The organism is Gracilibacillus sp. HCP3S3_G5_2, assembly GCF_052063305.1.
GTDB lineage: Bacteria > Bacillota > Bacilli > Bacillales > Amphibacillaceae > Gracilibacillus.
Map to the genome: position 1 here is coordinate 123512 of NZ_JBQHXU010000009.1, position 24948 is coordinate 148459.

The 24948-nt window shown below is 36.5% G+C and carries 28 protein-coding genes; 10 read left to right on the forward strand and 18 right to left on the reverse strand.

All coding sequences use genetic code 11. From position 1 onward, the window contains the following. Positions 1-115 precede the first annotated feature (115 nt). Genes ACTNEP_RS14355 through ACTNEP_RS14365 form a run of 3 tightly spaced genes read right to left on the reverse strand, consistent with a single transcriptional unit; the run spans position 116 to position 1926 of the window. Positions 116-700 carry a TetR/AcrR family transcriptional regulator gene (locus ACTNEP_RS14355; RefSeq protein ID WP_441162713.1) on the reverse strand — a complete coding sequence of 195 codons (585 nt, stop codon included), beginning with the start codon at positions 698-700 and terminating at the stop codon, positions 116-118. Positions 701-713: 13 nt separating this feature from the next. Then, complete coding sequence (locus tag ACTNEP_RS14360; RefSeq protein ID WP_441162714.1) at positions 714-1496, reverse strand: DNA alkylation repair protein; 783 nt, start codon at positions 1494-1496, stop codon at positions 714-716. Beyond that, on the reverse strand, positions 1489-1926 hold the full coding sequence (locus tag ACTNEP_RS14365; protein ID WP_441162715.1) for a VOC family protein: 438 nt from the start codon (positions 1924-1926) through the stop codon (positions 1489-1491). The genes ACTNEP_RS14360 and ACTNEP_RS14365 overlap by 8 nt, the downstream gene beginning before the upstream one ends. 294 nt (positions 1927-2220) lie before the next feature. Here ACTNEP_RS14365 and ACTNEP_RS14370 point away from each other — a divergent pair, with 294 nt between their 5' ends. From ACTNEP_RS14370 to ACTNEP_RS14385, 4 genes are read left to right on the forward strand one after another with little or no spacing between them, the layout of a single operon-like run. After that, entirely contained in the window at positions 2221-3795 is a 1575-nt protein-coding gene (locus ACTNEP_RS14370) for a spore germination protein (protein ID WP_441162716.1), read from the forward strand. A 17-nt stretch (positions 3796-3812) separates the two neighbouring features. Further along, positions 3813-5021 carry a Ger(x)C family spore germination protein gene (locus tag ACTNEP_RS14375; RefSeq protein ID WP_441162717.1) on the forward strand — a complete coding sequence of 403 codons (1209 nt, stop codon included), beginning with the start codon at positions 3813-3815 and terminating at the stop codon, positions 5019-5021. 3 nt (positions 5022-5024) lie between these two features. Further along, complete coding sequence (locus tag ACTNEP_RS14380) at positions 5025-5273, forward strand: hypothetical protein (RefSeq protein WP_441162718.1); 249 nt, start codon at positions 5025-5027, stop codon at positions 5271-5273. Between the two features lie 26 nt (positions 5274-5299). Continuing rightward, complete coding sequence (locus ACTNEP_RS14385; protein WP_441162719.1) at positions 5300-6385, forward strand: GerAB/ArcD/ProY family transporter; 1086 nt, start codon at positions 5300-5302, stop codon at positions 6383-6385. Positions 6386-6390: 5 nt separating this feature from the next. Here the strand turns inward: ACTNEP_RS14385 and ACTNEP_RS14390 are convergent, their stop codons facing one another. The 11 genes from ACTNEP_RS14390 to ACTNEP_RS14440 form a co-directional block, all read right to left on the reverse strand. Next, the gene (locus ACTNEP_RS14390; protein WP_441162720.1) at positions 6391-6891 is read right to left on the reverse strand and encodes a PadR family transcriptional regulator; all 501 of its coding nucleotides are present in this window, start codon (positions 6889-6891) and stop codon (positions 6391-6393) included. A 12-nt stretch (positions 6892-6903) separates the two neighbouring features. After that, entirely contained in the window at positions 6904-9372 is a 2469-nt protein-coding gene (locus ACTNEP_RS14395; RefSeq protein WP_441162721.1) for an ABC transporter permease, read from the reverse strand. Next, the gene (locus ACTNEP_RS14400) at positions 9341-10054 is read right to left on the reverse strand and encodes an ABC transporter ATP-binding protein (protein ID WP_441162722.1); all 714 of its coding nucleotides are present in this window, start codon (positions 10052-10054) and stop codon (positions 9341-9343) included. The genes ACTNEP_RS14395 and ACTNEP_RS14400 overlap by 32 nt, the downstream gene beginning before the upstream one ends. A gap of 5 nt (positions 10055-10059) precedes the next feature. Continuing rightward, positions 10060-10698, reverse strand: coding sequence for a hypothetical protein (locus ACTNEP_RS14405; RefSeq protein ID WP_441162723.1), 639 nt, complete (start codon positions 10696-10698; stop codon positions 10060-10062). A 150-nt stretch (positions 10699-10848) separates the two neighbouring features. After that, positions 10849-11481, reverse strand: coding sequence for a hypothetical protein (locus ACTNEP_RS14410; RefSeq protein ID WP_441162724.1), 633 nt, complete (start codon positions 11479-11481; stop codon positions 10849-10851). A 156-nt stretch (positions 11482-11637) separates the two neighbouring features. Then, positions 11638-12849: a dihydrofolate reductase family protein gene (locus ACTNEP_RS14415; protein ID WP_441162725.1), complete on the reverse strand. Its 1212-nt coding sequence runs from the start codon at positions 12847-12849 to the stop codon at positions 11638-11640. Between the two features lie 26 nt (positions 12850-12875). Then, a complete protein-coding gene (locus ACTNEP_RS14420; RefSeq protein WP_441162726.1) occupies positions 12876-13331 on the reverse strand; it encodes a DinB family protein in 456 nt (151 codons plus the stop codon). A 152-nt stretch (positions 13332-13483) separates the two neighbouring features. After that, positions 13484-14380, reverse strand: coding sequence for a glycerophosphodiester phosphodiesterase (locus tag ACTNEP_RS14425; RefSeq protein WP_441162727.1), 897 nt, complete (start codon positions 14378-14380; stop codon positions 13484-13486). 41 nt (positions 14381-14421) lie between these two features. After that, positions 14422-14742: a hypothetical protein gene (locus tag ACTNEP_RS14430; protein WP_441162728.1), complete on the reverse strand. Its 321-nt coding sequence runs from the start codon at positions 14740-14742 to the stop codon at positions 14422-14424. Between the two features lie 260 nt (positions 14743-15002). After that, a complete protein-coding gene (locus ACTNEP_RS14435; RefSeq protein ID WP_441162729.1) occupies positions 15003-15575 on the reverse strand; it encodes a TIGR00730 family Rossman fold protein in 573 nt (190 codons plus the stop codon). 134 nt (positions 15576-15709) lie between these two features. After that, positions 15710-16168, reverse strand: coding sequence for a hypothetical protein (locus tag ACTNEP_RS14440; protein WP_441162730.1), 459 nt, complete (start codon positions 16166-16168; stop codon positions 15710-15712). A gap of 210 nt (positions 16169-16378) precedes the next feature. On the opposite strand from ACTNEP_RS14440, the gene ACTNEP_RS14445 reads away from it, so the two are divergent. The 5 genes from ACTNEP_RS14445 (at position 16379) to ACTNEP_RS14465 (ending at position 20387) form a co-directional block, all read left to right on the forward strand. Next, on the forward strand, positions 16379-16939 hold the full coding sequence (locus ACTNEP_RS14445; protein WP_441162731.1) for a sugar O-acetyltransferase: 561 nt from the start codon (positions 16379-16381) through the stop codon (positions 16937-16939). A 141-nt stretch (positions 16940-17080) separates the two neighbouring features. Further along, positions 17081-17863, forward strand: a complete 783-nt coding sequence (locus ACTNEP_RS14450; protein ID WP_441162732.1) for an SDR family oxidoreductase — start codon at positions 17081-17083, stop codon at positions 17861-17863. Positions 17864-18423: 560 nt separating this feature from the next. Continuing rightward, a complete protein-coding gene (locus ACTNEP_RS14455) occupies positions 18424-18807 on the forward strand; it encodes a GntR family transcriptional regulator (protein ID WP_441162733.1) in 384 nt (127 codons plus the stop codon). Then, positions 18797-19669, forward strand: a complete 873-nt coding sequence (locus ACTNEP_RS14460) for an ATP-binding cassette domain-containing protein (RefSeq protein ID WP_441162734.1) — start codon at positions 18797-18799, stop codon at positions 19667-19669. Before ACTNEP_RS14455 ends, ACTNEP_RS14460 begins: the two co-directional genes overlap by 11 nt. A 1-nt stretch (position 19670) precedes the next feature. Further along, a complete protein-coding gene (locus ACTNEP_RS14465; RefSeq protein WP_441162735.1) occupies positions 19671-20387 on the forward strand; it encodes a hypothetical protein in 717 nt (238 codons plus the stop codon). A gap of 242 nt (positions 20388-20629) precedes the next feature. On the opposite strand, the gene ACTNEP_RS14470 is transcribed toward ACTNEP_RS14465, so the two are convergent. Together ACTNEP_RS14470 and ACTNEP_RS14475 are read right to left on the reverse strand one after the other, a co-directional pair. Then, complete coding sequence (locus ACTNEP_RS14470; RefSeq protein ID WP_441162736.1) at positions 20630-21700, reverse strand: LysM peptidoglycan-binding domain-containing protein; 1071 nt, start codon at positions 21698-21700, stop codon at positions 20630-20632. 399 nt (positions 21701-22099) lie between these two features. Further along, positions 22100-22570 carry a DinB family protein gene (locus ACTNEP_RS14475; protein ID WP_441162737.1) on the reverse strand — a complete coding sequence of 157 codons (471 nt, stop codon included), beginning with the start codon at positions 22568-22570 and terminating at the stop codon, positions 22100-22102. Between the two features lie 177 nt (positions 22571-22747). Here ACTNEP_RS14475 and ACTNEP_RS14480 point away from each other — a divergent pair, with 177 nt between their 5' ends. Further along, a complete protein-coding gene (locus tag ACTNEP_RS14480; protein ID WP_441162738.1) occupies positions 22748-23386 on the forward strand; it encodes an NUDIX hydrolase in 639 nt (212 codons plus the stop codon). 25 nt (positions 23387-23411) lie between these two features. On the opposite strand, the gene ACTNEP_RS14485 is transcribed toward ACTNEP_RS14480, so the two are convergent. Together ACTNEP_RS14485 and ACTNEP_RS14490 are read right to left on the reverse strand one after the other, a co-directional pair. Beyond that, on the reverse strand, positions 23412-23861 hold the full coding sequence (locus ACTNEP_RS14485) for a DUF3995 domain-containing protein (RefSeq protein ID WP_441162739.1): 450 nt from the start codon (positions 23859-23861) through the stop codon (positions 23412-23414). Positions 23862-23978: 117 nt separating this feature from the next. Beyond that, a complete protein-coding gene (locus tag ACTNEP_RS14490; RefSeq protein WP_441162740.1) occupies positions 23979-24923 on the reverse strand; it encodes an aminoglycoside phosphotransferase family protein in 945 nt (314 codons plus the stop codon). Between the last annotated feature and the right edge of the window lie 25 nt (positions 24924-24948).

Here is a 24948-nt window from a genome sequence, read left to right on the forward strand (position 1 = left end):
TCTTAACCCTTCCATTAAAAATTCTACCTGTATCATTTAAGATATGGATTGTTTCCATCAAACTTCTACGTCTGAAGATGCGGGCGTTTATTTTCATCTTTGGACATAAAGAAAGTTACTTCCTCAATCCTTTTAGTAAATGCTCCAGAACAACCATTACCTCCTCAATGACCTCTTTCTGATCATGGTGATCAGCTATCCAACGTACCGCTTCATTCATTGCTCCTGATAGACAATGGGTCATTGCCTCAGTTGACATCGACTTAAGTAATCCTTGCTCCTGCATCAGCTGTAATTGTTCTTTCAAGGAATTCATCGAATATTTCTCATCCATTTCCCGGAACGTATCCCATCCTAGAACTGCCGGACCATCAATTAATAGAATTCGCTGATTTTGTGATTGTACTGCGCTTTCCATAAAAGCTCGACAACCTCTGATTAGTTGCTCCCAACTCTCACTACCTTTTGCTGCCTCTGCTTCTACATACTCTCCTACTTCCTGTTGAACTGCTTCAAATACAGCAAGAAATAATCCCTTTTTATTTTGGAAATGATGATATAGTGCTCCTCGTGTTAAATTCGCTTCTGTCACGATTTCTTCCAATGCTACTTTTGCATATCCATACTCTGTGAAATGTTGACGTGCAATTGTTAATAAATGTTGGATCGTCTGCTCTGTTTCTGCTTTCGTTCTTCTCATGCTGCTACACTCCTTACTCTACTTGCTGTAATAATGCTAATGCATGCTCATTCTTTGATTTTATCAGTGTTCTTAAGCCATTTCTCATTATTTTTGAATGTATATCATAATTCTTTTCCATTAATTGACGAAGCCAAATTAAAACTAGCTCAGGTGTTTCCTTCGTTAAATCATTAAGATGGTTGGCAACAGATTTCTGAACATATGGAGAAGTGTCCCCAAGCAAGCTTTCTAGCAAATGTAAATTAACTTCTGGATTATTATTTAATGGTGAAATCTTTTTTGCCCATGGCAGCCTCGGTCTTGTTCCCTCACTTACCAATCTTCTGACATGTGGATTAGGATCTGTTAGCCATTTTTGTAAATAAGTTAAACAGTAATCCGTATCTGCAGTCAAATAGGGACGGATTGTATATTCTGAGGTATGTCGCTTTGTTATTTCATACATCGCATGAAAAGAGAGATCAAAGTGTTTCTGGCCATACTTTTCAACAAAAAAGGCTACTGGCATTAAAAAATAACCATTGGTAAACATACCTTCTTCTGTTTCATTTTCCGGTCCGAGTATTTGTAATAAGATAGTCAGAGCTTTTTCATAGTCAGACGGCAGGTGTCGCTTTAATGCGTCGGTTATTACTTCGACTCTAGCCTTCAATTCTTTGTGTTCCACTTCTTTAGTTATCCATTCTATAAATAATTTTTCGTTGAAGTCATGATAAAGCGGTTGTATTAACTTCGCTAATCGAAACGCTAATTCTTTGTCAAAGTAATATTTTAAGGGGACATAATTACTCATTAGCTTCTTCCTTCCATACTTCTTCCTTATATTGATCTAAAAAAGAGTCATCAGGCGGTATTACAGTAATCACATCAATTAATACCCCATTAGGGTCACTCGTAATGAAATGTCTTTGACCAAATTCCTCATCACGCAATTCAAGATGTAATGGTAGTTGTCTTTCGTTAATTAGCTGGTGATAGACTTGATCTACATTATCCACCTCAAAATTAAGAATTACTCCTTGTACAGCCTTACCAAACGAAGAGGGTACTGTTTTATGGCTTGCTTGAAGAATTGCTAGTTCAGCTCCCGTTCGCTCTTGTTTTAAACTGATATACCAGTCAGCCTCAAATACAACTGAGAAACCAAAATACGCTTGATAAAATCTGCCTGTTTCCTTTAACTTTTCTGTCATCAATACCGGATAAAAACTGTTTAATTTCATCATTTCACTCCTACATTCATTAGTTCATTCATTTTAACATACATACTGAATGTATGTAAATTGAAATAACTATAAAACAGGAGAAACAAACTTCTTTTTCTTCTATCATCAGTCTTTTCTATATATCGTTCTTATCAAATACATAAACATATTGTTTTTGACCATACTAACAATACAAATTTTTAATATGATTCAAGATTGGTATAAAGTGAGGCGTTTCTCAATGGAGAGATATGGACGACCAGCACCGTGATAAACAAGAAAGTAAATTAACTCTGTAGAGGTCAAGTTGTAATGATTAAACAAAGGAAAAAAATACAACAAAAAAATCAGGCGTTTAAAGAGAATATATCAGCTGAATATCAACAAAAAATATTTGCAGATCTTACATTAAATAGATCGCATCTTTTGCAGATATTAGGTAATAGCTCTGACATCGTTATTCGCGAGCTCCAGCTTGGAAAAAAATTGACGAAAGCAATCATTATTTTTATGGATGGATTAGTCGATAAAGAAACGATACAGCATTATCTATTGAACCCTTTACTAGATAAAGTAAATGCGGAAGAATTACTAGATGGCAGTTCTTTATATTCATTCATCAAACATTCGATTACGACTGCTGAATTAGCAGAAATCAATGATTTTAAAGTGTTGCTGGAACATTTGCTTGCAGGTGATTCGATTCTGTTGATTGACGGGTTCACTGAGGGAATTGCGGTAGGTTCGAAAGGTGCAAGTGAACGAAATGTGGAGTCACCGACAACACAACAGGTTGTACGTGGACCTAAAGATTCTTTTACAGAATCAATTAATGTCAATACGGCATTAATAAGAAAAAGAATAAAGGACCCTAATCTTTGGTTTGAATCTTTTACATATGGGAAAAAAACCAAAACTAAAGTCATGATTGCTTATATCCACGGCATCGCGAATCCCGATATTGTAGAAGAAGTCAAATCAAGACTAGAAAAGATTGATATTGATTCTATTTTAGAGAGTGGTTATATTGAAGAGCTGATTGAAGATGAAACCTATACTCCCTTTCCCACTATTATTAACAGTGAGAGACCTGATGCGATAAGTTTAGGACTATTAGAAGGAAGAGTAGCAATTATCGTAGATGGTACCCCTTTTGTCTTAGTGGTTCCTGCGCTCTTTACTGATTTTTTTAAATCAAGTGAGGATTATTATCAGAGAAGTGACATTTCAACCTTAATTAGAATATTACGGTTTATTTCTTTCTTTCTTGCTCTATTAACACCTTCCATCTATATCGCGTTAACGACTTTTCATCAGGAAATGATTCCGACAACCTTATTAGTCAGTTTGGCTGCTCAAAGGGAAGGAATTCCATTTCCAGCAATTATTGAAGCGTTGATAATGGAATTTACCTTCGAACTATTAAGAGAAGCTGGAATAAGATTGCCCAATCCAATCGGATCAGCTATATCGATAGTAGGTGCGCTTGTTATAGGGCAGGCAGCAGTAGATGCTGGAATTGTGTCTGCCACAATGGTTATTGTTGTTTCACTGACAGCAATAAGCAGCTTTATTTTTCCTAATTACAATTTAGCAATCAGTGTCAGAATACTGCGATTTGGTTTTATGATACTAGCAGCAACTTTAGGCTTATTTGGTATTTTCATTGGTTCATTATTATTAACTTTACACCTAACTAGTCTAAGGTCATTCGGTATTCCATATTTAAAACCATTTGCGCCTTTTATCTCTGCTGATCAGCAGGACGCTATCTTACGAGCACCAACATGGAAACAAACAACAAGACCTCGTCTAATAAGTCAAAGAAATACCAAACAAGGAAATACCAATCAACCACAGCCTCCAAATAAGAGGAAAAACAAGTAACAAAAGAGGGAAACTACATGAAACGCTATCCAATATTGCTAAATATTTTATCACTTGGTATCCTGCTCACAGGTTGCTGGAGTGCACAAGAATTAACAGATATAACCCTAGCAACGGCAATGGCAATTGATACAACAGATGATGGCTATATGATAACATTACAGGTTTTAAATCCTAAAGAAATTGCTGGAGACCAGATAACCGACAAAGCTAACATTTCTACTTACTCCGCTTCCGGGAAATCTATCTTTGAGGCAAATAGAAGGTTAACACAAGCTTTACCCCGAAAAATGCATTTAAGTCACCTTCAACTTATTGTTTATGGGGAAGAGGTTGCGAAAGAGGGAATTGGCAAAACATTAGATTTCCTTGTAAGGGACCATGAATTACGCACAGATTTTACGATTGCTATTGCACAAGGGGTAACAGGACAGGCTTTGATTAGCATTTTGACACCTTTGGAGGAGATTCCAGCAACTAAAATAAGATCGAGCGTTGAATCCTCTGAAGAATTTTGGGCTCCAACCAAGGAGGTAAAATTAGATGAATTAATTGAATCGGTTGTCTCGGAAGGAAAAGAGGCTATCTTGACTGGAATACATGTGGAAGGTAACCCTGAAGAGGGTACTAAAATAAAGAACACAGAACAAGCTATCTCACCGACAAGGATTTACTTAAATGGTATTGGTGTTTTCCGAGGTGACAAGCTACAGGGCTGGTTGGATGAAACAGAAAGCAAAGGCTTCAATTACATAACAGATAACGTATCAAACACGGTAAGCTGGGTGAATTGTAATGATGGAGGTACCATATCCCTAGAGATTATGGAAAGCAACACCAATATGCAAGGCTCAATAGATAACGGGAAACCAACTATCAACATCGATGTTACAATCAAAGCAAATGTCGGGGATGTTGAATGTGCGATCGACCTAGCTAATCCTCACGAAATTCAAGAAGTACAAAAAAAGGCCGAGCAGAAAACAAGGGAAATTGTGAATGTAAGTGTAGCTGCAGCCCAGGAATTTCGCAGTGATATTTTCGGGTTCGGTAATGCCATTAAGCGTGCCCACCCTAAAGAATGGGAGCAGCTAAAAGATAACTGGGGAACGCTATTCCCAGATGTGAAAGTCCATGTACAAACACGAGTAGAAATCAAGGAAGCTGGTATGATCACCAAAACACTATATGAGGCAATCAAGCAAAAAAACGCGAGAAAGGAATAGGTCATGGTAAATGCCATTATATTCTGGTTGATAAGTGCGTTATTGTTCTTCCTAGAGATAAAAAAAGTAAATAAAACAAAAGGAATAATGGATAAGGTATGGTTTATTCTTATGATGCTGTTAGCTGTTATCCTTGTATCCTTGCATTTATTAGGTATCAAGCTTCCATACCTTGTCGATATTATTGATTTTGTCACAAAACCTGTTTCAGAACCATTAGGGAAGTGGCTTCAAAGCTTCCAACAATCTTAATTTTCTAGTAGTGGAGGTGCCTTACTGTGACACAGAAACTAGATGGCAAACAATTTACCGTATTAGTCATTATGAATACACTTGGGGCATCGATTATCTTCATTCCTAGTATTGCTACCAGTTTCGGAAAGGAGAATGGTTGGATCACACTGCTAATTTCTACAATGTTAGGAGCGATCATTCTTTTGATGTACAACCAAATTATTAAAATACTGAAAGGCAGAGAACTATTCTCCCTAATCGAGAATCTATTCGGTAAATGGATTGGAGTAGTTGCTATTGTGTTATTTGCTTCTTATGCCTTTATCAATACTTCCGCTAATTTATGGGCAATTAGTGATTTTATCTCTATCCAAATATTGATGGGAACACCTTTTGAAGTAGTGGCAATGATTATTGCTTTAACAGTAGTCATTGCTATTAGGTATGGTCTTGAAGTAATTGGAAGAACCTCAGAATTATTTTTTCCTTTCACAATGGTTTGTGCGATATTGCTAACCTTACTTGTCTTAAAAGATGCGAATTTCACCAATATTGAACCTATTTTTCAATTAAACCAAGCAGGTACGTTAGCCGGAACGCTGCCAATTGTATCCATCACTTATTTAGAATTAGTAATATTGCTGGCGATCTCTCATGGTGTAAACAAGAATCAAAGTGCACGTAAAGGACTTTTAGTAGGAGGCCTTATTAGTGGGTTTATTCTCTTCATTATTACATTCGCTTGTATTACAGTACTAGGGGTAGAAGGTACGGCAAATTATACCTACCCAATCTATTCGTTGGGTCAAAGAATCAATATTTTTAATTTTCTGGAGCGTGTCGAAATAATCGTGGCTTTTATTTGGTTCTTTACTATCTTTGTTAAACTTTGTATCTCTTTTTATGTTGTCACCACCGGAATTAGCCATGTAATAAAGCTGAAAAATTATAAAACATTAGCTATTCCATTAGCTTTTTTGTTATTTTTAGCTTCTATCCTTGTAGTACCAAATACATTTGAAGCCTTTTCGTTTATTAATGGTTCATACATTGTCCTCTCCATCACATTTGGATTAATTTTCCCACTCATTTTACTAGGGATGAATAGACTGAAAAAAAATAGACAGTAGACAGGTTATTTGTCTACTGTAATCATATCCAACCACTTGATATCTGCTTCTAAATGCAATAGCGCTCCTTCGATAAGCAGCTTCATTGCATCATTTTCGGATTGGGCCATTTGTTTTTTTAAATGGGTTAAGTGAAGAACATCCTTTATTAGTGTTTCTTTTTGTTTGTTGATCATCGTTTGCTTTTCCTCATATGCAACATGATCGGCACATAAAAACTTAAAATAAAATTCGTCTTTCAATAATGACCGGCCAACCGGCTTGTCTAACCAACTCCACAATTCCTCTTTACCGGCTTGCGTGATAGTGTAAAGCTTGCGGTCCTTTTGGTCATTTCCTGGTGATTCAACTAAGTTATCACGCTCTAACCGGTCAAGCGTAGTATACACTTGACCAGCATTAAGCGGCCACATTCCTTGAACAAGCGTTTCGAAACCTGTTTTCAATTCATAGCCGTGCCTTGGTTTTTCATATAATAATGCAAGCATCGAGTGTTTTACTGACATGGTAATCCCCGCTTATTCATAATTTATCGCTTCTTTCACTGGTATACGTGATGCTGTTCTGCTTGGAAACCATGAAGCAAGAAGTGTAAACAATAATCCTCCTGCAATTGCTAAAAACAGGCTCATCCCTGGAATTGTAAAGCCCAGCAAGGCTTGGGCTTGTGCAGATTGAGCATTAAGGTAGATGACCACAATACCATATAAGATGCCTGTGATAATTCCGGTAATACCAATCAGAAGGCCCTCGGCCATTATCATACCTTTTACCTGGCCTTTTGTAAAACCGAGCGCTCGCATAGTGCCCAACTCTTTTATTCTTTCCATCGTATTCATCAATAATGTATTACTAATACCAATAGCGGATAAGGCAATAACTAACAATAACAAGCCTTGCATGAGTTCCTGCATCCCTGTTAATGCTTGCTTTCCTTGTTCAATATTAAGGGTAATAGGGTTAACATTTACTAACAAATCCCCAAAGGAACTCCAAAGCTGTGAAAAAACGATCGGAATCGTCTGTTCATCTGTCGTATCTATTATTACATGAAATCTCTCTGGCCAGTTCAAAGTAGTTGCCAATTCACTGTCTTCTACAAATGCCACATAGCTCATATAATGAGACGTTTGAACCGTTCCTTTCACAAAAAAATCTACTGAACCAGAAGGGGTATTCAATGTCATTACTTCCCCTACTTCTCCTCCCCATTCCGCTAATGCTCTCTCTCCAACAAAAATAGAAGGGTGCTCTCCCTGCTCCTCCGTTATCTGAGTAATGTCAAACAGCATTCCATCCTTTGGTTCGTCAGCATGACTGATAATAGAAAACTCTCTTAACTCACCTGTTTTTGTTTGCCATGTTATGTTTGGAATTTCCGCATAAGGAACAGTGGTACGAACACCTTCTATCTCGTTAATTATTTCCAATTCTGCATCTACCCAGGGTGTTTCTTTTTCCACATGAAGATCACCGCCAAAGGTAGCACGAATATCTTCTTCCATTCCATCAGGCAATGATTCTAAAGCTGCACTCATAAATAAAGCTAGACTGACACCTATCGCAAGCATTGCAGAAGTATTCACATTTCTATTTTCGAATTGCTTTACTGATCGGATAGCTTGCTCCCCAGCATAACCAAATAGCCGTTTAAAAACAGGGTTTAATAACCATTGAAACAACTTCATCCAAACTGGATACAACAACACTAAGCCGACAAATAAGAGCAAAAAGGCCCAAACATTATCAATGAAACCGATCCCTGTGCAAATAATCCCCATCATGATACGTATAACCACCCATTTCGGGTCTATAACACGATTCGCTTGACTCTCTGACATTGTCTCCATAATAGAGGTTTTACCTGCTTGGTAAATGGGAAGTATTACTGCAAGATAAGGAAAAGCTAAACCGACAATTCCTGAAATAATCAAGGGTTTAATCAGTTCTAATTCATAGGTAATCGTTTGTGTGGCAATGGCAGAGATTAACATCTCCTGCAGGAAGGAACCTAACCATACGCCAAATGGTAATCCAAGAACCAAAGCTAGGAAGGAAAGGACCCCGATCTCGTTCATTATTAGTCGTCTAACGCTACTATTAGTATAGCCAAGACTTTTCATAACGGCAAAGTCTTTCCTCCGTTCAACAATCGTTGTATATAGCATGTTAAAAACTATAAAGGCACTGATAAATACAGCAAGAATAGCAATAATATCAAATGTAAAGTATAGGCCCTCTACATCATTATTCTGTTGACTATCCACTACTATCGGCTGTACATATAATGCTGATCCTTCCAACTGCGCTTGATAGGTTTCCAAAAATTTTGTTTGCTCTTGCTCATTAACCGAAAAACGGTAGTTAGAGATTAGCCCTTCCATCCCCGTCCATTCTTGCAAAGTGGCTAAGGGAACCATTACACGTGCATCACGAAAAGTGGATCCTTCTAATGTTTTTGGACTATTCAGCATTGCTCCTTCATAAACAACAGCGGTAATTTCGATCATTCCCATGTCCTGAAACGTTACCGTATCCCCGACACCTTTGCCCCATAGATTTGCAGCATTTTCCGTAATGATTAACCCTTCTTTTGTAGCATTCCCTTCTTTAACAGGTAATTCAATAAGTTCATTATCATAACTGGAAACACCAGTAATTCTTACAGAAGCTTGTGCTGGATTCTCTACCTCTATATCAACGAATCCTTGTTTAAGTAACGCTGCCAGACCATTTTCGACTTCCTCACGGTCTGTTACCCATTCCACTTCCTTCTCGAAGAAAAACCGCTGATTGCCCTGGATCCAATAATCAGCATTACCAGCATATAACTGTTCTTGTTCATCCATGATTTTAACAGTTGTTTCTTTTGCTATAAGCATACTGGTCATAATGGTAACACTTAATACCATCGCAATAAGTGTTAGAAAAAAACGGGTTTTATGGCGGGTGAGATTACGCCATGAAACGAGAAAGGAAAACCGCATATTCTTCATCCTCTCTTTGTACTTCTGCTTCAATCACACCGTCTTTGAATAACACAATTCGATCTGAATATCCTGCTGCGAACATATCATGTGTTACCATCACAATCGTTTGGTTTCGTTCTTGATGAAGTTTAGCTAGTAGATCAAGAATTTCCCCTGAGCGTTCGCGATCCAAGTTACCAGTTGGTTCATCGGCTAATAAAAGAGCCGGTTTATGGATCAAGGCTCTTGCGATTGCTACTCGTTGCTGTTGTCCGCCACTAAGTTCATTAGGGTAACGCTTCTCATACCCTCTTAGATCGACTGCTTCTAGCAGTTCGTTCACTTCTTTTGTAGAAGCCTTTTTTCCATCTGCATGTAGTGGAAAAATAATGTTCTCGAATACCGTGAGAGGTGGCAATAGTTGATAATTTTGAAAAACAAGCCCTATTGTCTGTCGACGCAAAATTGTTCGCTGCTTTTCTGATTTGCTTGATAGCGTCTCTCCATTTATCTCAATCGAACCTTCCGTTGGTGTGTCTAACCCTGCCAATAATTGCAACAGTGTCGTCTTCCCCGAACCACTTGGTCCGATAATTCCTACAAATTCTCCTTCATTAATAGTAAAATCTACTCCTTTTAACACAGAAACGGTTTCTTTTCCTGCCTTAAAATCTTTTTTTACACCTATTGTTTTAATCAATTTGTTCATCCTTTCGCTGGAAAAATGGTATACGACATAGACCAAATAAAATCAATAATAAAAACTAATCCCCATACCATCGAAATTTGATAAATCGTTTCATTTGAATAGGGAGTTTCTTCTATGTTCTCTGTTCCAATCCACGATAAGTCAGTAAGATAATTACTGAAGAGCGTTATGTCACCCAATCCATATAACCAACATCCAATTTGTACGACAATAAATATTATTAAATGCACTAACGCACTATATCGATTTATTTTCGCAATATATTTTGGATCTTTTTGCCTTTCTATTATTGCTTTATCTTTCTCGGACAGTAAGTCAACTCCTCGCCATTTTCCTATCTTCGTCCTCATCCAACGATCCAGCTTTTTAAAATCGTTAATACCGAACGTGCAGGCATAAATAACAAATATAGTAATAACTATTTGGAATGTGGAGATTTCACCTGTTTCGTTATAGATCAAGAAGGCTAATCCTGCTTCTAGAATGAGTAAGAAGAGAAACAAAAATAGAAAGATTATGCTTTGTTTCCTTTTACCAAACAGATAACGTACTACACCAAATAACAATAAGCAGGCAAGTGATAGTATTTCAGCGACAATAAAGATTTCCCATTGGTATTGGACAATAAAATTCAATTTTCCCACCCTTTATTTATATACTGAGTAAGTACATATCGAGTATATACTTACTCAGTATGTAAAGTCAATCGTTTTTTAGGGCCGATTGTAAAAAAAGCCGAAAAAGTACTACATGTACTCTTTCGGCAAATTGTTTGATTTAACTATTTATATTTCTATCTTTTTCAAGGCATCAATCAGGGTAATAACGCTGAGCCCTTTATTTTTCAAATGTGTGGCTGCCTGATGCATGGAAAGCTGGGGAAATACTATAAGCCCCTGAGGGGGATTATTTTCGATATAGTCCATAATCACTTCACTATATGCGCCTTGCTTATTGGACATTAGTAGTGCAAAAGCATGCTCAATGATCTCCACCTGGAAATCACCTTTTACGTTTAGCTGCTGATAATATTCTTTAAGGCGATTAATAGTACCTTCCACTGTAGCAGGATTGGTAAAATATAAGGTTGTAGTTGGATAATCAATGAGAGACTTGAAAAATAATTCGTCTATTTTTAGTATGGGAATATCATTTATCTCAGATTCCTTTATATATAGACTATAATTGGTACACGTGATTAAAATAGCATCTGGTTTGGTAGATGCTAACCATTCTAATTGTACCTGTACTCGTTTTTCAATCTGTTGCGTTGATTTATTTTTAATCGCATCAATAAGACTTGGATCAACGTGGTGAATTTGTTCTACGTTGGTACTTTTCACCGCTGTCTCCGTATAATCAATGTTACTATGGTGTGCGTGTAAAACTACTAGTTTCGTTTTCCTATCAAGATTCATAATGTTTAACTCCAACCTTCTAATGGATAATTCCGTTATGATCTCATTTTACTAATAGTCCCTGATTATTTCCAAGCATTATTCGAGAGATTTTATAGGAGGCGCTATGGACACCATTTAGCAATGGACTCTAACCTGTCTGTAAAAATCCAAATTTCAATACAACAGCTGATATTTCAAGTGTGTAACATTTGAACCATCTGTTACATTTTGAGATTCTAGCTTTATTTGTTCTGTGCCAATTTGATCGAACAAGCGAATACCTTTTCCCATTAGGATTGGCGCTACATGCAGATGCATTTCATCAAGAAGACCAGCTTTTATACACTGCTGAGCAATACTTGCTGTTCCAATACTAACATTTTTACCATTTGCAACTTCTTTCGCCTGTACAATGGCATCTTCAACTCCACTTGTGACAAAGGTAAAACTTGTCTTATCTTCTTCATAACTTTCCGGCGCTTCGTGTGTCACAATAAAAATAGGAACACCCTGAATCGGGTGACTGCCACCCCAACCATTCACAATATCAAAAGTTCTCCTTCCTACAATCATCGCCCCTGTCATGGGAACTGGACTATCAAAAATTTCTTTGTTTGTGGCAGAAAGCTTAAAAAATTCATTGTAACGACTTGGTTGATCACCACTGAACAACCAGTTTTGGATCAATTCGCCTCCTTCTCCTAGCGGCTGTATTTGGTTATCATTCACACCTGCGATAAAACCATCAAGTGACATGGAAATATCCAAAATAACTTTTGTCATATCTCTTCTCTCTCCTTCTTCTTTTACTCTAGCATTCATATGTTCCGTGTTCTTTTCTCTCGTGATATCAATTATGATTTCCGGCAATCCGTTAGCGAAGTAGTGCTCTTCACCTTCTAGTAATTTGGTAATTGCATGGGGCAGTTGACTTTCGTAATATGTAGTATGTGTGATGGATACAATCGGGTCATTCTTACAGTGGTATAAAAAAATGTCGAGATTCTCAGGGATAGTTAATGGAAAATTCTCTTTTAGGGTAAACTCCTCTGCCTGCCAGTCCTCATCTTTCCCCCAGAATGGTGAGGCAATCATAAACAAACCGGAAATAGTAGGCTTTACCTCCATTTCCGAAAGATATTTTAATAAAACCGAGCCACCTAAAGAATGTCCAATAAGAATTAGTTCGCCCTCCAAATTAGAAAGTGCTGTTGTGAGAGCTCTTTTCCAACTTGTATAAGTAGGATTTTCTGGATGAGGCATCATCGGACATATCCACTCATACGTTTCACCAAGTTTATCTTGTAGATAGGTAATTAAATTACTGCTCCCTTGCTGGGGTCCTTGTGCGCCTGCACTATGAACAAAAAGGATTTGCTTTTTCATTTCGTTCTACCTCCTCAGCTATCATGCTAATGCTCTTCTCCTAACACTTGTTGCATGGTGAGAATCTGTCCTAGATGAAACGCCTCATGGAATAATACAAGACTAGCAAATTCTTCAAAACAATCCATTCCATCGAAAGGCTCAGTCAACCGTTCTTTTACTTGTTCCGGCGATAGATGCTCTATTCGAATTAGCTGATCTTGCAAATCTACTATTAATTGGTCAATGTCTGGTACCACTTGAGGCCAATCACTGGGCTTCGTACCTCTTCCAAATAACGCTTGATAGCATTCTGGCAGTCTACTTTTGTTTCGATTCGGGAAGTTAGCAACCTCCTCTGTTATGACTAACACATGTCCAATATGCCAATGAATGGTATTGCGTAATCCAGATAGTTGTAAATCCATTAAATGCTTAGGAATAGAGGAGATGGAGTCGACAAATAAACCTCTTGTCAGCTTAAATTGGTCAAGTAATAGCATATGGTTTCCTCCTAATTTACTTGTTTGTAAATAAGAGAGTACCACACCACAATTAATGATATTTCTTATTAATTGCTATACTTATGGAAAAGCACAAAAATCCGTCTACATCGTGCTTGTAGACGGATTCTGAACATGCAGCAATAAATATCTCATGACATATCATCTCGAAGTGTTTCCACCAGCCGATCAGGGTAGTCTGTAAAAATTCCATCAACGCCCCATCTTATCAGCTGTTCCATATCTGCTTTCTCATTGACTGTATAAGTGTGAATATGCAAATCTTGATAATGAATCTCTTCGATAAGTTTTTTATTTAACTTTTGATATGGGACACCTACACCTATCGCATATTGTCGAATTTGTCTATAGTTAGCTGAGTTTGTTTCACTTGCGGACAACAATTGAATAAGTGGAATAGTATCATATTGGCTATAAATTTCTTGCAAGGCATCTGCACTAAAGGACTGAATAATTACTTTATTTTCTTTGATTAAGTGATAGTCCTCTAAAATCGCCAGAAATGTTTCGATCATCTTTGGATCGGGATCCTTTATTTCGATATAATAATTAGTCTGTAAACCAAAATAGTCGAGAATCTCTTTTAATGTAGGAATGTCTATTCCGACAAAACGGTCATCTGCTTTGTCGGGATAAGCTTGGTTGAACCAAGAACCTGCATCGAGAGTTTTCAGTTCAGACAGTGACATATCTTTCACTAAACCACTACCATTAGTAGTACGGGAAACATCTTCATCGTGTATCGCGACTAACTCTCCATCAGCTGTCATATGTAAGTCAATTTCTAAATAATCAGCATCCATTTTTAGAGCGAAATCATAAGAAATTAGTGTATGTTCTGGTGCATACCCGGATGCTCCTCGATGTGCGATATTTACAATTTGGTCAGATAATAATAAAGAAGCAGGAGAAGTAGGTGCATAATTATTTTTTTCCGCTTTATCTTCCTCATTCCATAGATATATTGCCCCTATAATCATGGTAACAATACAAAGAACAAGGAAGATCCACTTCATAGCTGTTTTCACAACATCACCTTCACTTAATCTAGAATGATTCGTACGATTTCTTAACTTAAGATCCAGAACGGCAAAAACACCCATTTCATCTCTACATATAGAACGATGCTAAGTCCAATAGTGATACCCGAACAAACGAAAAGAAAACAGTGTACGTTGTTTTGAATCCAGTTGAATGTATAACCAATCGCCAATGCTAGGGGGATAAACGTTAATCCTACCGTCAATCGTCCTATAGAAAAGCCTGCTAGGAAACTAAAAAGATAGCAACCAAAAGCAGCTAACCAGTAATAATGACGCATTCCTTTAATAGCTAACATAACTGATACGAAAGCTATAATTAAAGAGGAATAAGCGATAACAGTATACAATAACCTCACCTCAGACTATATCATTGCAATCGTTAGCTTCTAGACAGTACATGTACTCGGTACCAATATTGTTTCTATTATTTATGGATTATTTGTCTTCTTTGTAGGTAATAAGTATCTATTAATTGATTTACATAGTGGATATTTTCATCAGGATAGCTAAGTTCTTTCATTGCGTAAACTTCCATCGATAGTTAGGGATTAACTTTGTCACCGCTTGCAAAAACGTAACAGTTGCTATTGCTAGCTAGTAAGGCCGGTTAATCATTTTCCCACTTATCTATGTAAATTCCTTCATACTTTAACAATCGATCAATTAATTTATTTGCGTCATTCTCTATTAAAATTAATTCTTTGTATGCTGGTTTGATAAAGCCTTGCTCGATCATATGGTCAAAAAGTGTCATTATTGGATCATAGTAATGATTAATATTAAGCAGTGCACATGGTTTCTTGTGATACCCAATTTGTGCCCACGTAAATACTTCAAACCATTCTTCTAACGTCCCAGTTCCACCTGGTAATGCAATGAATCCATCCGCATAATCTGCCATCATCGCTTTTCGTTCATGCATCGTCTTCACTACATGAAGTTCAGTTAGATTATCATGAGCAATCTCTACATTCTTTAATTTCTCTGGGATAACACCAATCACGCTTCCGCCAGTTTCTAATACACCGTCTGCAACTGCACCCATACAACCTACATTTGATCCACCATACACAAGATCAATACCATTCTCCACCAGTAACTTTCCTAGTTTTTTAGCCTCTTTTACATACACAGGGTCAACTCCTGTGCTGGAACCACAATATACTGCTAACCTTTTCATGGAAATTACCTCACTCATTTATTAATCGTTTCAAGAAAATACCTTCATATTTAAGTATATATTAATTCATGCACATTGAGGAAGGGCAAGCACGATTTTTTACCTTAAAAGTCATTCATTTTCTCCAAAGGCTCTTAGAAATTTATTTCCAGCATTTCTTTCATTGCTTCTAATAACTCTTTATGTGTTTCGACAGTTACAAGAGGATTCGTCACGCTTAACAGATCAACGTTAAATAGCATCGTGCCGTCCTCCAAAACATGAAAGCCATAATCTCCTCTTAGTATATTGGTATCCTCACCTTCATAAAAATCAAACATATAGTAATTATCCTGACTCTCCAATATTTTGATTAGTTCCTCGTTATCAATTTCCTCTACTTTAAGCCCTTCTACCATCGTTAATACTTGCTCAATCATTTCTTGATCTTCTATTTGCTTGGATAGTTGCTCTGAAGTAAAGTTATTTTCTACCTTTTGGATTAATAATATATTTGCAAAATCTTTATCCTCTATTTGCACAATTTGTTCCTCCGGAGAACAAGCACATAACAACCCTAAAAGGATGACTAGTATAACTGGTATCTTCCTCAATGTTCGATTGCTCCTTCCATTATTTAAATTATGCCAGATATTTCGCCCCATCTATTTTTCTTTAATAAAGAAGACGATTTTCCCATACGGTAAGTTTCATTTATCATATTAAATTAGTGTTACAATTTTATGTCTATTTTCCTCGATTTGATAAAATGGACAATGTAAGAATAGTAACAGTTATACTAATGAATTAAGGGGATTATTTGAATGAGAACTGAAAAAGAAAAGATGTTAGCAGGAGAAATGTATAATCCAGCTGATCCAGAATTATTTAAAGACCGGCAAAAAGCACGAAAGTTAGTGAGGGAATATAATTCTTCCACCGAAGAAGAAAGTGACAAACGCGGACAACTATTGAAAGATTTACTAGGATCTGTCGGTAAAGGAGCGTTTATGGAGCCCAATATCCGTTTTGATTATGGTTGTCATACATATGTTGGTAACTATTTTTTCGCTAATTTTGACTGTACGATATTAGATGTATGTGAAGTTCGCATTGGTGATAATTGCATGTTTGGACCTAGCGTCCAGCTCTATACTGCAACACATCCACTTCATCCAGATGAACGTAATTCCGGCAAAGAATATGCTAAGCCGATCACCATTGGAAATAATGTATGGATTGGTGGCGGTGCGATTATTAATCCAGGTGTGACTATTGGTGATAATGTCGTCATTACATCAGGAGCAGTAGTGACCAAGGATGTACCGGATAATGTTGTTGCAGGTGGTAACCCAGCTAGAATTATTAAGGAAATAGCGATATAGTCGAATAGTCCGATAAGCATATCATGATTTCCTCCTTATTGGGAATACTATCCGCATAAAAGTGAGACTTCCCTCGGTGGTAGTTTCATTTTATTGCCGATAAATACCGGGATAAAAAAACCTTATAAGGAGTGATCACCATTGAGTCGCTTTGAAGACAAAGTAATTATCATTACAGGTGGCGGTGCCGGACTTGGCCGAGCTGCTGCTTTAGAAATAGCGAAGGAAAACGGAAAATTAGTACTGGTTGATTTGAACAAAGACGGCCTTGAAGAAAGTAAAGAAGAAATCCAAAAGATAGCTCCTCATACACAAGTAGAACTTGCAGAGGCGAATGTTGCAAATGAAGAGGATGTTTTCCGTTATATTCAGTTTACGATCGATACATTTGGAAGAATTGACGGCTTTTTCAATAATGCTGGGATTGAAGGAAAACAAAATATAACAGAGGACTATGGAGTTGATGAGTTTCATCGCGTATTGGATGTCAACTTAAACGGGGTTTTCTATGGTATGAAACATGTGTTAAAAGTAATGAAAAGACAAAGGTACGGCTCGATAGTTAATACAGCATCTGTTGGTGGAATTAGAGGTGTCGGAAATCAATCGGGATATGCCGCAAGCAAACACGGAGTAGTTGGTCTGACCCGTAATTCAGCTGTTGAATATGGCCAATACGGGATTAGCATTAAGGCAATTGCTCCAGGAGCAATTATGACCAATATGGTCGAAGAATCATTAAAACAAATGGGGGGAGATAATTGGGAAGAAGCTGGGAAAGAATTTATTAGTGTCAACCCGATGAAGCGATTTGGTAAACCCGAAGAAGTGGGTTATCTTGTTGCCTTCCTGTTATCCAATCAGGCTGACTTCATCAATGGTGCTGTTATCCCGATAGATGGTGGCCAATCATATAAATATTAATTTCTCAAGATGACTGGGACAAAAGAAAGGTATAAGCACAAAAAACCAAACGATTATTCAAATAGACCTTGAAATCGTTTGGTTTTTCCTATTTATTAGAAACATACTACGCACTAACTTATGTTGCTTCGTAGTAATTTTGAGAAACTATAGTTGTGTACCAATCACTCCGGCTGTCCACTTTCCTTTCCACGGTTTTTTGCCCCCTCGGTATAGGAAACACTGTGAAAGCTTGCTTGAACAGATGTTGACTTATGCCCTATGGGTAAAAGCGAAACGATCAGCCAGAACGGATGCTATGCACTCGATATCATAAAAAAAACGTAAGTTAGTGAAAAGCATCCCCTATATTGCGCAATTATACTTATTGCATCGTTCGTATTTTCTTTTATTACCTTCTGTAAAACCCCATACATCACTTACATATACAATCCCTTTTATACTTTAGCTTCTTCATCAGATTAATGAAAGCTTTCTCAAAACCATTGACTTTTATCCAACCTCCGTTATATACTTATATACATAACTATATAAGTATTATACAAAGGTGGTGAAGGCAATTGAATCAGGCTTTCCACGATAAAAAACCAATCTTTATACAAATCAAAGAAAAAATAGAAGATCAGATTGTCAATGAACAATTAAAGGAAAATGAGCAAATTCCATCTACAACACAAATGGTGCAATTTTATAAAGTGAATCATATTACCATTTCCAAAGGCACTAATTTATTAGTGGATGAAGGAATCATTTATAAGAAAAGAGGTGTCGGAATGTTTGTAGCGCCAGGAGCGAAAGCGAAGTTAATCGAAAAACGACAACAAAAATTTGTCGACGATTATATAATGCCGATGTTACAGGAAGCGAAAAAGCTAGGCTTGTCAGATCAATATATCATGAACTTAATTCAAAAAGGAAAAGGAAGTGGATCACATGAATTTTAATGTGTCTGTTCAAAATGTCTCGATGTCATTCAAACAATTTGAAGCGTTAAAAGATGTTACGTTTACATTAGAATCAGGCAAAACTTATGGTTTAATCGGGAGAAACGGAGCAGGAAAAACAACGTTACTGTCCTTATTAGCATCATTAATGGAGCCTTCTTCAGGCCAAATTAAGATAGCTGGGGAAAATCCATTCGAAAATAAGCATATTATGCCATTTGTTAGCTTTATTTTAGAGGTTGATTATAAGGATGAGTATGATACGATTACAAGTTATTTCTCCTTTGCGGAGCAATACCGGCCAAATTTTGATATCGAATATGCAAAAGAATTAGCAGCGCGCTTTAAACTGCCTCTAGATAAAGCAATTAATAGCTTATCCAGTGGGATGCAATCAGCTTTAAATGTTACATTAGGGCTTGCACACCGAAATCCAGTCACTATATTTGATGAAGCATATGTAGCAATGGATGCACCAACTCGTGAAATATTTTACCAGGAAGTCCTAGAGGAACAACAACGTTATCCACGTATCATGATTTTATCTACTCATCTCGTATCTGAAATGGATTATTTATTTGATCATGTCTTGATCCTTGACCGCGGAACGCTCATTATCGATGAATCATTTGAGGAAATTATCAGTCGTGGTGTATCTGTTATAGGGCAAGCAGAAATGGTCGACTCATTTGTTAACAACAAAAATCAATTAAGTACAAAATCACTTGGTAATACAAAATCGGTAATGTTATACGGAAATTTGAGTGATGCTGATAGGATGGAAGCGGAAAGGCTTGGCCTCGAAATCGGTCCTGTGTCATTGCAAGAATTGTTTATTCATCTAACTGAGGAGGACGAATAACATGAATACACCAAATAATACGATGTTTAAAGTAACAAGAGATTTATTTCTTATCCAAATGAAATGGACATTCTGGTATATGCTAGTCATCTTAGCTTTTTTCCTAATCATCCCTTTATTTACCGCGGAAATGGAACTTAACTTTCTGTCTACCGTGTATACATCTACTAAAGTTTATATGCTGGTAATCGGGATCATCTCTTCTTTAGCTTTTTTTACCCATTATGTACGAAACGGGATTACACGTAAAGACTATTTCAGTGGATCAGCTATTGCAGCTGCAGGGTTAAGTATTTCTATTATGGTCATCGCAAGTATCATAAATGGGATTCTGTATATGATCGAACCATTGAAAGCTTATTTACCTGACAATGCTAATATTGGCTTTTTAGATATGACATCTACATGGATAATACCTGTTGTCGTCTTTAGCCTAATTATTTTTGGTTTTTATCAGGCCGGATGGTTGATTATCGCTGGATATCAACGTTATGGAGGCTGGGGCTGCATCGGTTTTATCCTGATCGCTTTACTATATGTCTCTTTAATAGATTTATTATGGGAAGGAGATATAACCTATCCATTAATAAATTTACTGACTATCCCTAGTCCTAATTTATCCCTTGCTTTATCATTGATTTGCACTATCGTTCTGGTTACTACAAGCTTATTACTAATACGAAGCTTGACCAAGCGGGTTGCCATCCAACCAAAATAATGTGAGACTATGTTCAGTAGAGTTTTGATCCCACTGATCATTAGCGAAGCTTATCAGGTGCTAGCGTCTGTTATCGTTAAACTTATACTTGTGTTACTTGAAGCTTGAAATGGTAGGATTACAGACGTTTAGTACCGTGATAAATAAAAAAGAAATGCAGGACTGATTCCCGTATAAGGGCCCAATTCTGCATTTCTTTTTCCATCTACAACATGATTCACTAAACTGCTTTTACTCATAGCTTAATAGAATCGTTTAAAGCTAGAGAAGTGCTTTTTCCAATAAGAATTGTCCAGACTGGTAATAGTAACTCCAGTAGAAGAACCTGCATGAATGAACTTGTTATCTCCTACATAAATCCCCATATGAGAAATACCAGATGTATAGGTTCCCTCGAAGAATACTAAATCTCCTACTTTAGGATTGTTTACATAATAAGAACGATCATAATATCCAGCACTAGAAAGACGACGAATATCATCCATTCCAGCTTGTTTATACACATAGTATATGTATCCACTGCAATCAAATCCGCTCGTTGTGGATCCGCCCCATGCATAAGGAGTACCTACCAAACTTTTTGCTACATTCATTAGTTTGTTTACATCATAGTCTACATCTGCAGGTGACGTGTTACTAGAACCACTATTTTTCGAAGTTGATCCAGTATTTTTCACTTCCCCGATATTAAGCTTTTGTCCCACATAGATTCTATCTGAGCTTAGATTATTCCACTTCTTCAAATTAGATACAGTCACACCATAGTTAACAGCAATGTGAGACAATGTATCTCCAGATTTCACCGTATATACCGTTGAAGAAGAACCACTACTCTGTTGATTAGAAGATGATGTATTATTTTTACTAGAACTACTGCTACTATTCGGTTTCGTAACAACAAAAACATTTCCTGGATAGATTAAAGTAGTATCTAGGTTATTCCATTTCATTAAATCGCTCAGAGAAATGTTATGTTTAGCTGCAATACCACTTAGAGTGTCTCCAGATTTTACCGTATATTTTCCGGTACTTGAGCTTGACTTTTGATTACTTCCTGTACTTGTATTTGACGAATTACTACTTGAAGAAGTTGGATTAGTTTGTAGAACTTGGTTCGGATAAATGACATCTGAAGTAAGTTTATTGATGTCGATTAATGATTGAACGCTTGTATCATACTGTTGTGCAATCTTCCATAATGAATCCCCACTCTTTACTTTATACGATGCCGCTTCTGCTTCATCAGCTCCCACCATGGTTGCTGCGATTGCTGCACCTAAAGTTACCGACATTACTACTTTTTTATTTGCCACTTTCCATATCCTCCTATATCCGCTATATTCTCTTTATTGATTTAAAATAAAGTTCGACAACATCACATAGTAACATATAAACGAAAAGTATATGTGAGTAGGTCTTATGTATCATAAAAATCACTTCATTTTAAATCTATATTTAATAGTATTATATATGGTTTATGGCTAAATTGGTAGATAAAATCATAGATTTAAGAAAAAAATGTTATATTTTACCGAAAATATAAAAAATATAAGAATAATGACGAAAAATATTACTAGTATGTAAACAAAAAAGCTCAGTTCACAACTGAGCAATCGTAATATCAAAAATAACTTTTATGACTTACAAATTAAATCGATATAAGTATATTGTGCTATTTGCAGGTGTTTAATAGGATTATTGTTCCACTTTGTTTAAATTGTATAGTTGATCCCTTTATTTTCATCCCATATTCCAAGGTTTTTCCTTACCTGAACGATTTGTCCGATGTGATAAGCGTTATGCAGATTGATATAATAAAGACTTTCTAAGAATTTCTCTACATAATCTTCCTCACAATATTCGATTTCACGTTTCCACTCCCTAAATGTTGTAAAGATTTTCTCGACTAGCAATTCCCAACCGATTTCTTCTGAGTCTGTAAATGTTTTCTTGTTGTCTGTAACACTAACCAGATCAGGTATTTCTCTAAAACGGTTCAATTCCAATAAATTATAAAAATATAAATGATGAACTATTTCAGATATGGAGTGTACAGTATTTTCCATTTTATAAGAAGCTTGTTCAGATGTAATTCCGTCTAGTGCCGTCTTCAAAGATACAAACCAAGTGTCTCTGTTATAACAAGCTACAAATTGGTTCAAGATGAATTGCTTATTATTCATTATTCCACTCCTCTGCATTTTGTTAGGTTCATTTTACCATATAGATAGGATGATCACATTTCCAAGTGTAAACTAGACTAATAAATAATTACTGGGTTTATTATTATGCTATACTGACTTTTAGAGTTTTAGATCTGTTACTCCATTAACAGCAATCTTGGAAAGGTGGAATGACATATGAGCGAAGAGCTTACTATTTTTGATGAGAAACGAAATGAAATAGGCGTAGCAGACAGAGATGAAGTGCATAAACACGGATATTGGCATGAAACGTTCCAATGCTGGTTCATCGATAAAAAAGCTGGTGTGGATTATATATATTTGCAAAAACGAAGCAAGAACAAAAAGGATTTCCCTAACCTTTTTGATATCACTGCTGCCGGACATTTATTGGCTATAGAAACAGCTGCCGATGGTGTCAGAGAAATACAAGAAGAACTGGGGATTAATGTACATTTTAATGAGTTAAGATTATTAGGAGTTATCGAAGATACGATCGAAACTGCCAATTTTCTAGACAGAGAGTGGGCAAATGTATACTTATACCATTTAAAAGACAGCAATGAATTCCGTTTGCAACAAGAAGAGGTATCTGGAATGGTAAAGGCTGTGTTTCATGATTTTTCCGATTTGTGCTTTAATAAGAAAAAGCAGATCAGAGTAGAGGGTTTTGAAATACAAGAGCTCGGAGTGAGAACCACCATTAACAGGAATATAAGTTTAAAAGATATTGTTCCGCATCAAAAAACATATTTACAAGAAGTTGTGAAACAAATTACTAGTCACCTAGAAGGGAACGCTTATGGAAGTAATTAAAGATGTTCAAGGCGGAAAATGGTTGTTATCTTTTTCTAACTGAAAAAAAGTAACATATTCCTCCAAAGATCCAATAAGGTTCCCAAAAAACTAACCGCCAAAACGTTGCATACCCATCCAACTCGAAATCGAGAACATTCCATGTACTTAATGAAATTGTGATGAAATTGCCTAATCCATAAAGAAATAATGCTGCTCCTGCAATTTTTGCTAAGTAATAAAGTGTTTTTTCTACCATCATTTTATTCCATCCTTTAAGAAGCATCAACAATAAAACTAATCCAAACAGCTTTAATACACCGGTTAGCCAAACAATAACAACAAATGATGGTTCTGGATTTAACGACATCTCATATATAGAGCCCCCTAAGGATCTAACACCAAGCAAACCTCCCATAGCCCAGTAAAAACTCATACCAGCAAAAATAACCGTCCAGACAATTCCAAGAGCGATAAACCAATAATTCCTTTTCACCCGAAAGTACCCCTCTCTTCTAAATATTAAGAAACCAATCTAACTTTTAAGGTATTGGAAAGCATCTACGCCATACAATGCTTTGATAGTATGAATCCACCGAAATTGACGTAGATATTATCGGCTTATCGACCTTAATTCTTCTTTCAAATAATTCATTGTACTAATTCGCTCCTGTTCAGATAATGTATCAAGCATCAGCTGTTCAAGAAATTCACCTATGTCTTCTAACTTTCTTCGACCTTGATAAAAATGTAAAGCCTCACGATTTAGCTCAAAATTATGATGTTTTTCCTGATAAATAGCTATAAATCTATTAAAATATGGCTTATCAACCAAAAACATAAAATCAGCTTCGACTGGGGCTAATTTTAAACCTTCCCAGTCTATTAACACCAATTGGTCATGGGATTCCATCAGATTCCAATAATGGAGATCAGCATGACACAAGGCCATTCTAAGATCACTATCATGTAAGGATTCTGCTAAGTTTTCTACTGTACTAATCAGATCATGTATATGCGTTTTATATTGGCTCACTACTTTCCGTATATCGCTAGCCATATGTGTATAATTACTATTTAAAATGTCCTGATAAAACTGTATATATGGTACAGAAAATGTTTCTTTAATAGAATCTGTTGTTACAGGAATCTCCTCACCATACCCATGGAGGTTGGTAATGATTTCAGAGAACTGTTGGATTTGTTTGTCTGTCAGCATTCGATCCCCTATTGTTGTTCCTTCAATAAATTCATATAGCAAGTAAACTCCCTCGTCATCTTCCCATTTATAATTTCCTTCTCTCGTTAATATCGGTACAGAAATACTCTCTTTCAGCTCACTGTTACGATATAGCCAATCCATTATCGGAACATACTCATCTATTCGTTCCATCAATTTCGGTGTAGATGCTCGGCTTTTTTCGTATACCTTTAGGAAATACTGTTGGTTTTCGTTCCATACTTTATAGGCAAGTGATGCCCAGCCACCTTGTTGTGACTGTATGGCTGTTATCTTGATGTTGTAATAATGCTCCAACATCTGTTTTATCCTCTCCATAACTTCCTCCTTCCTTCCTCTAAAA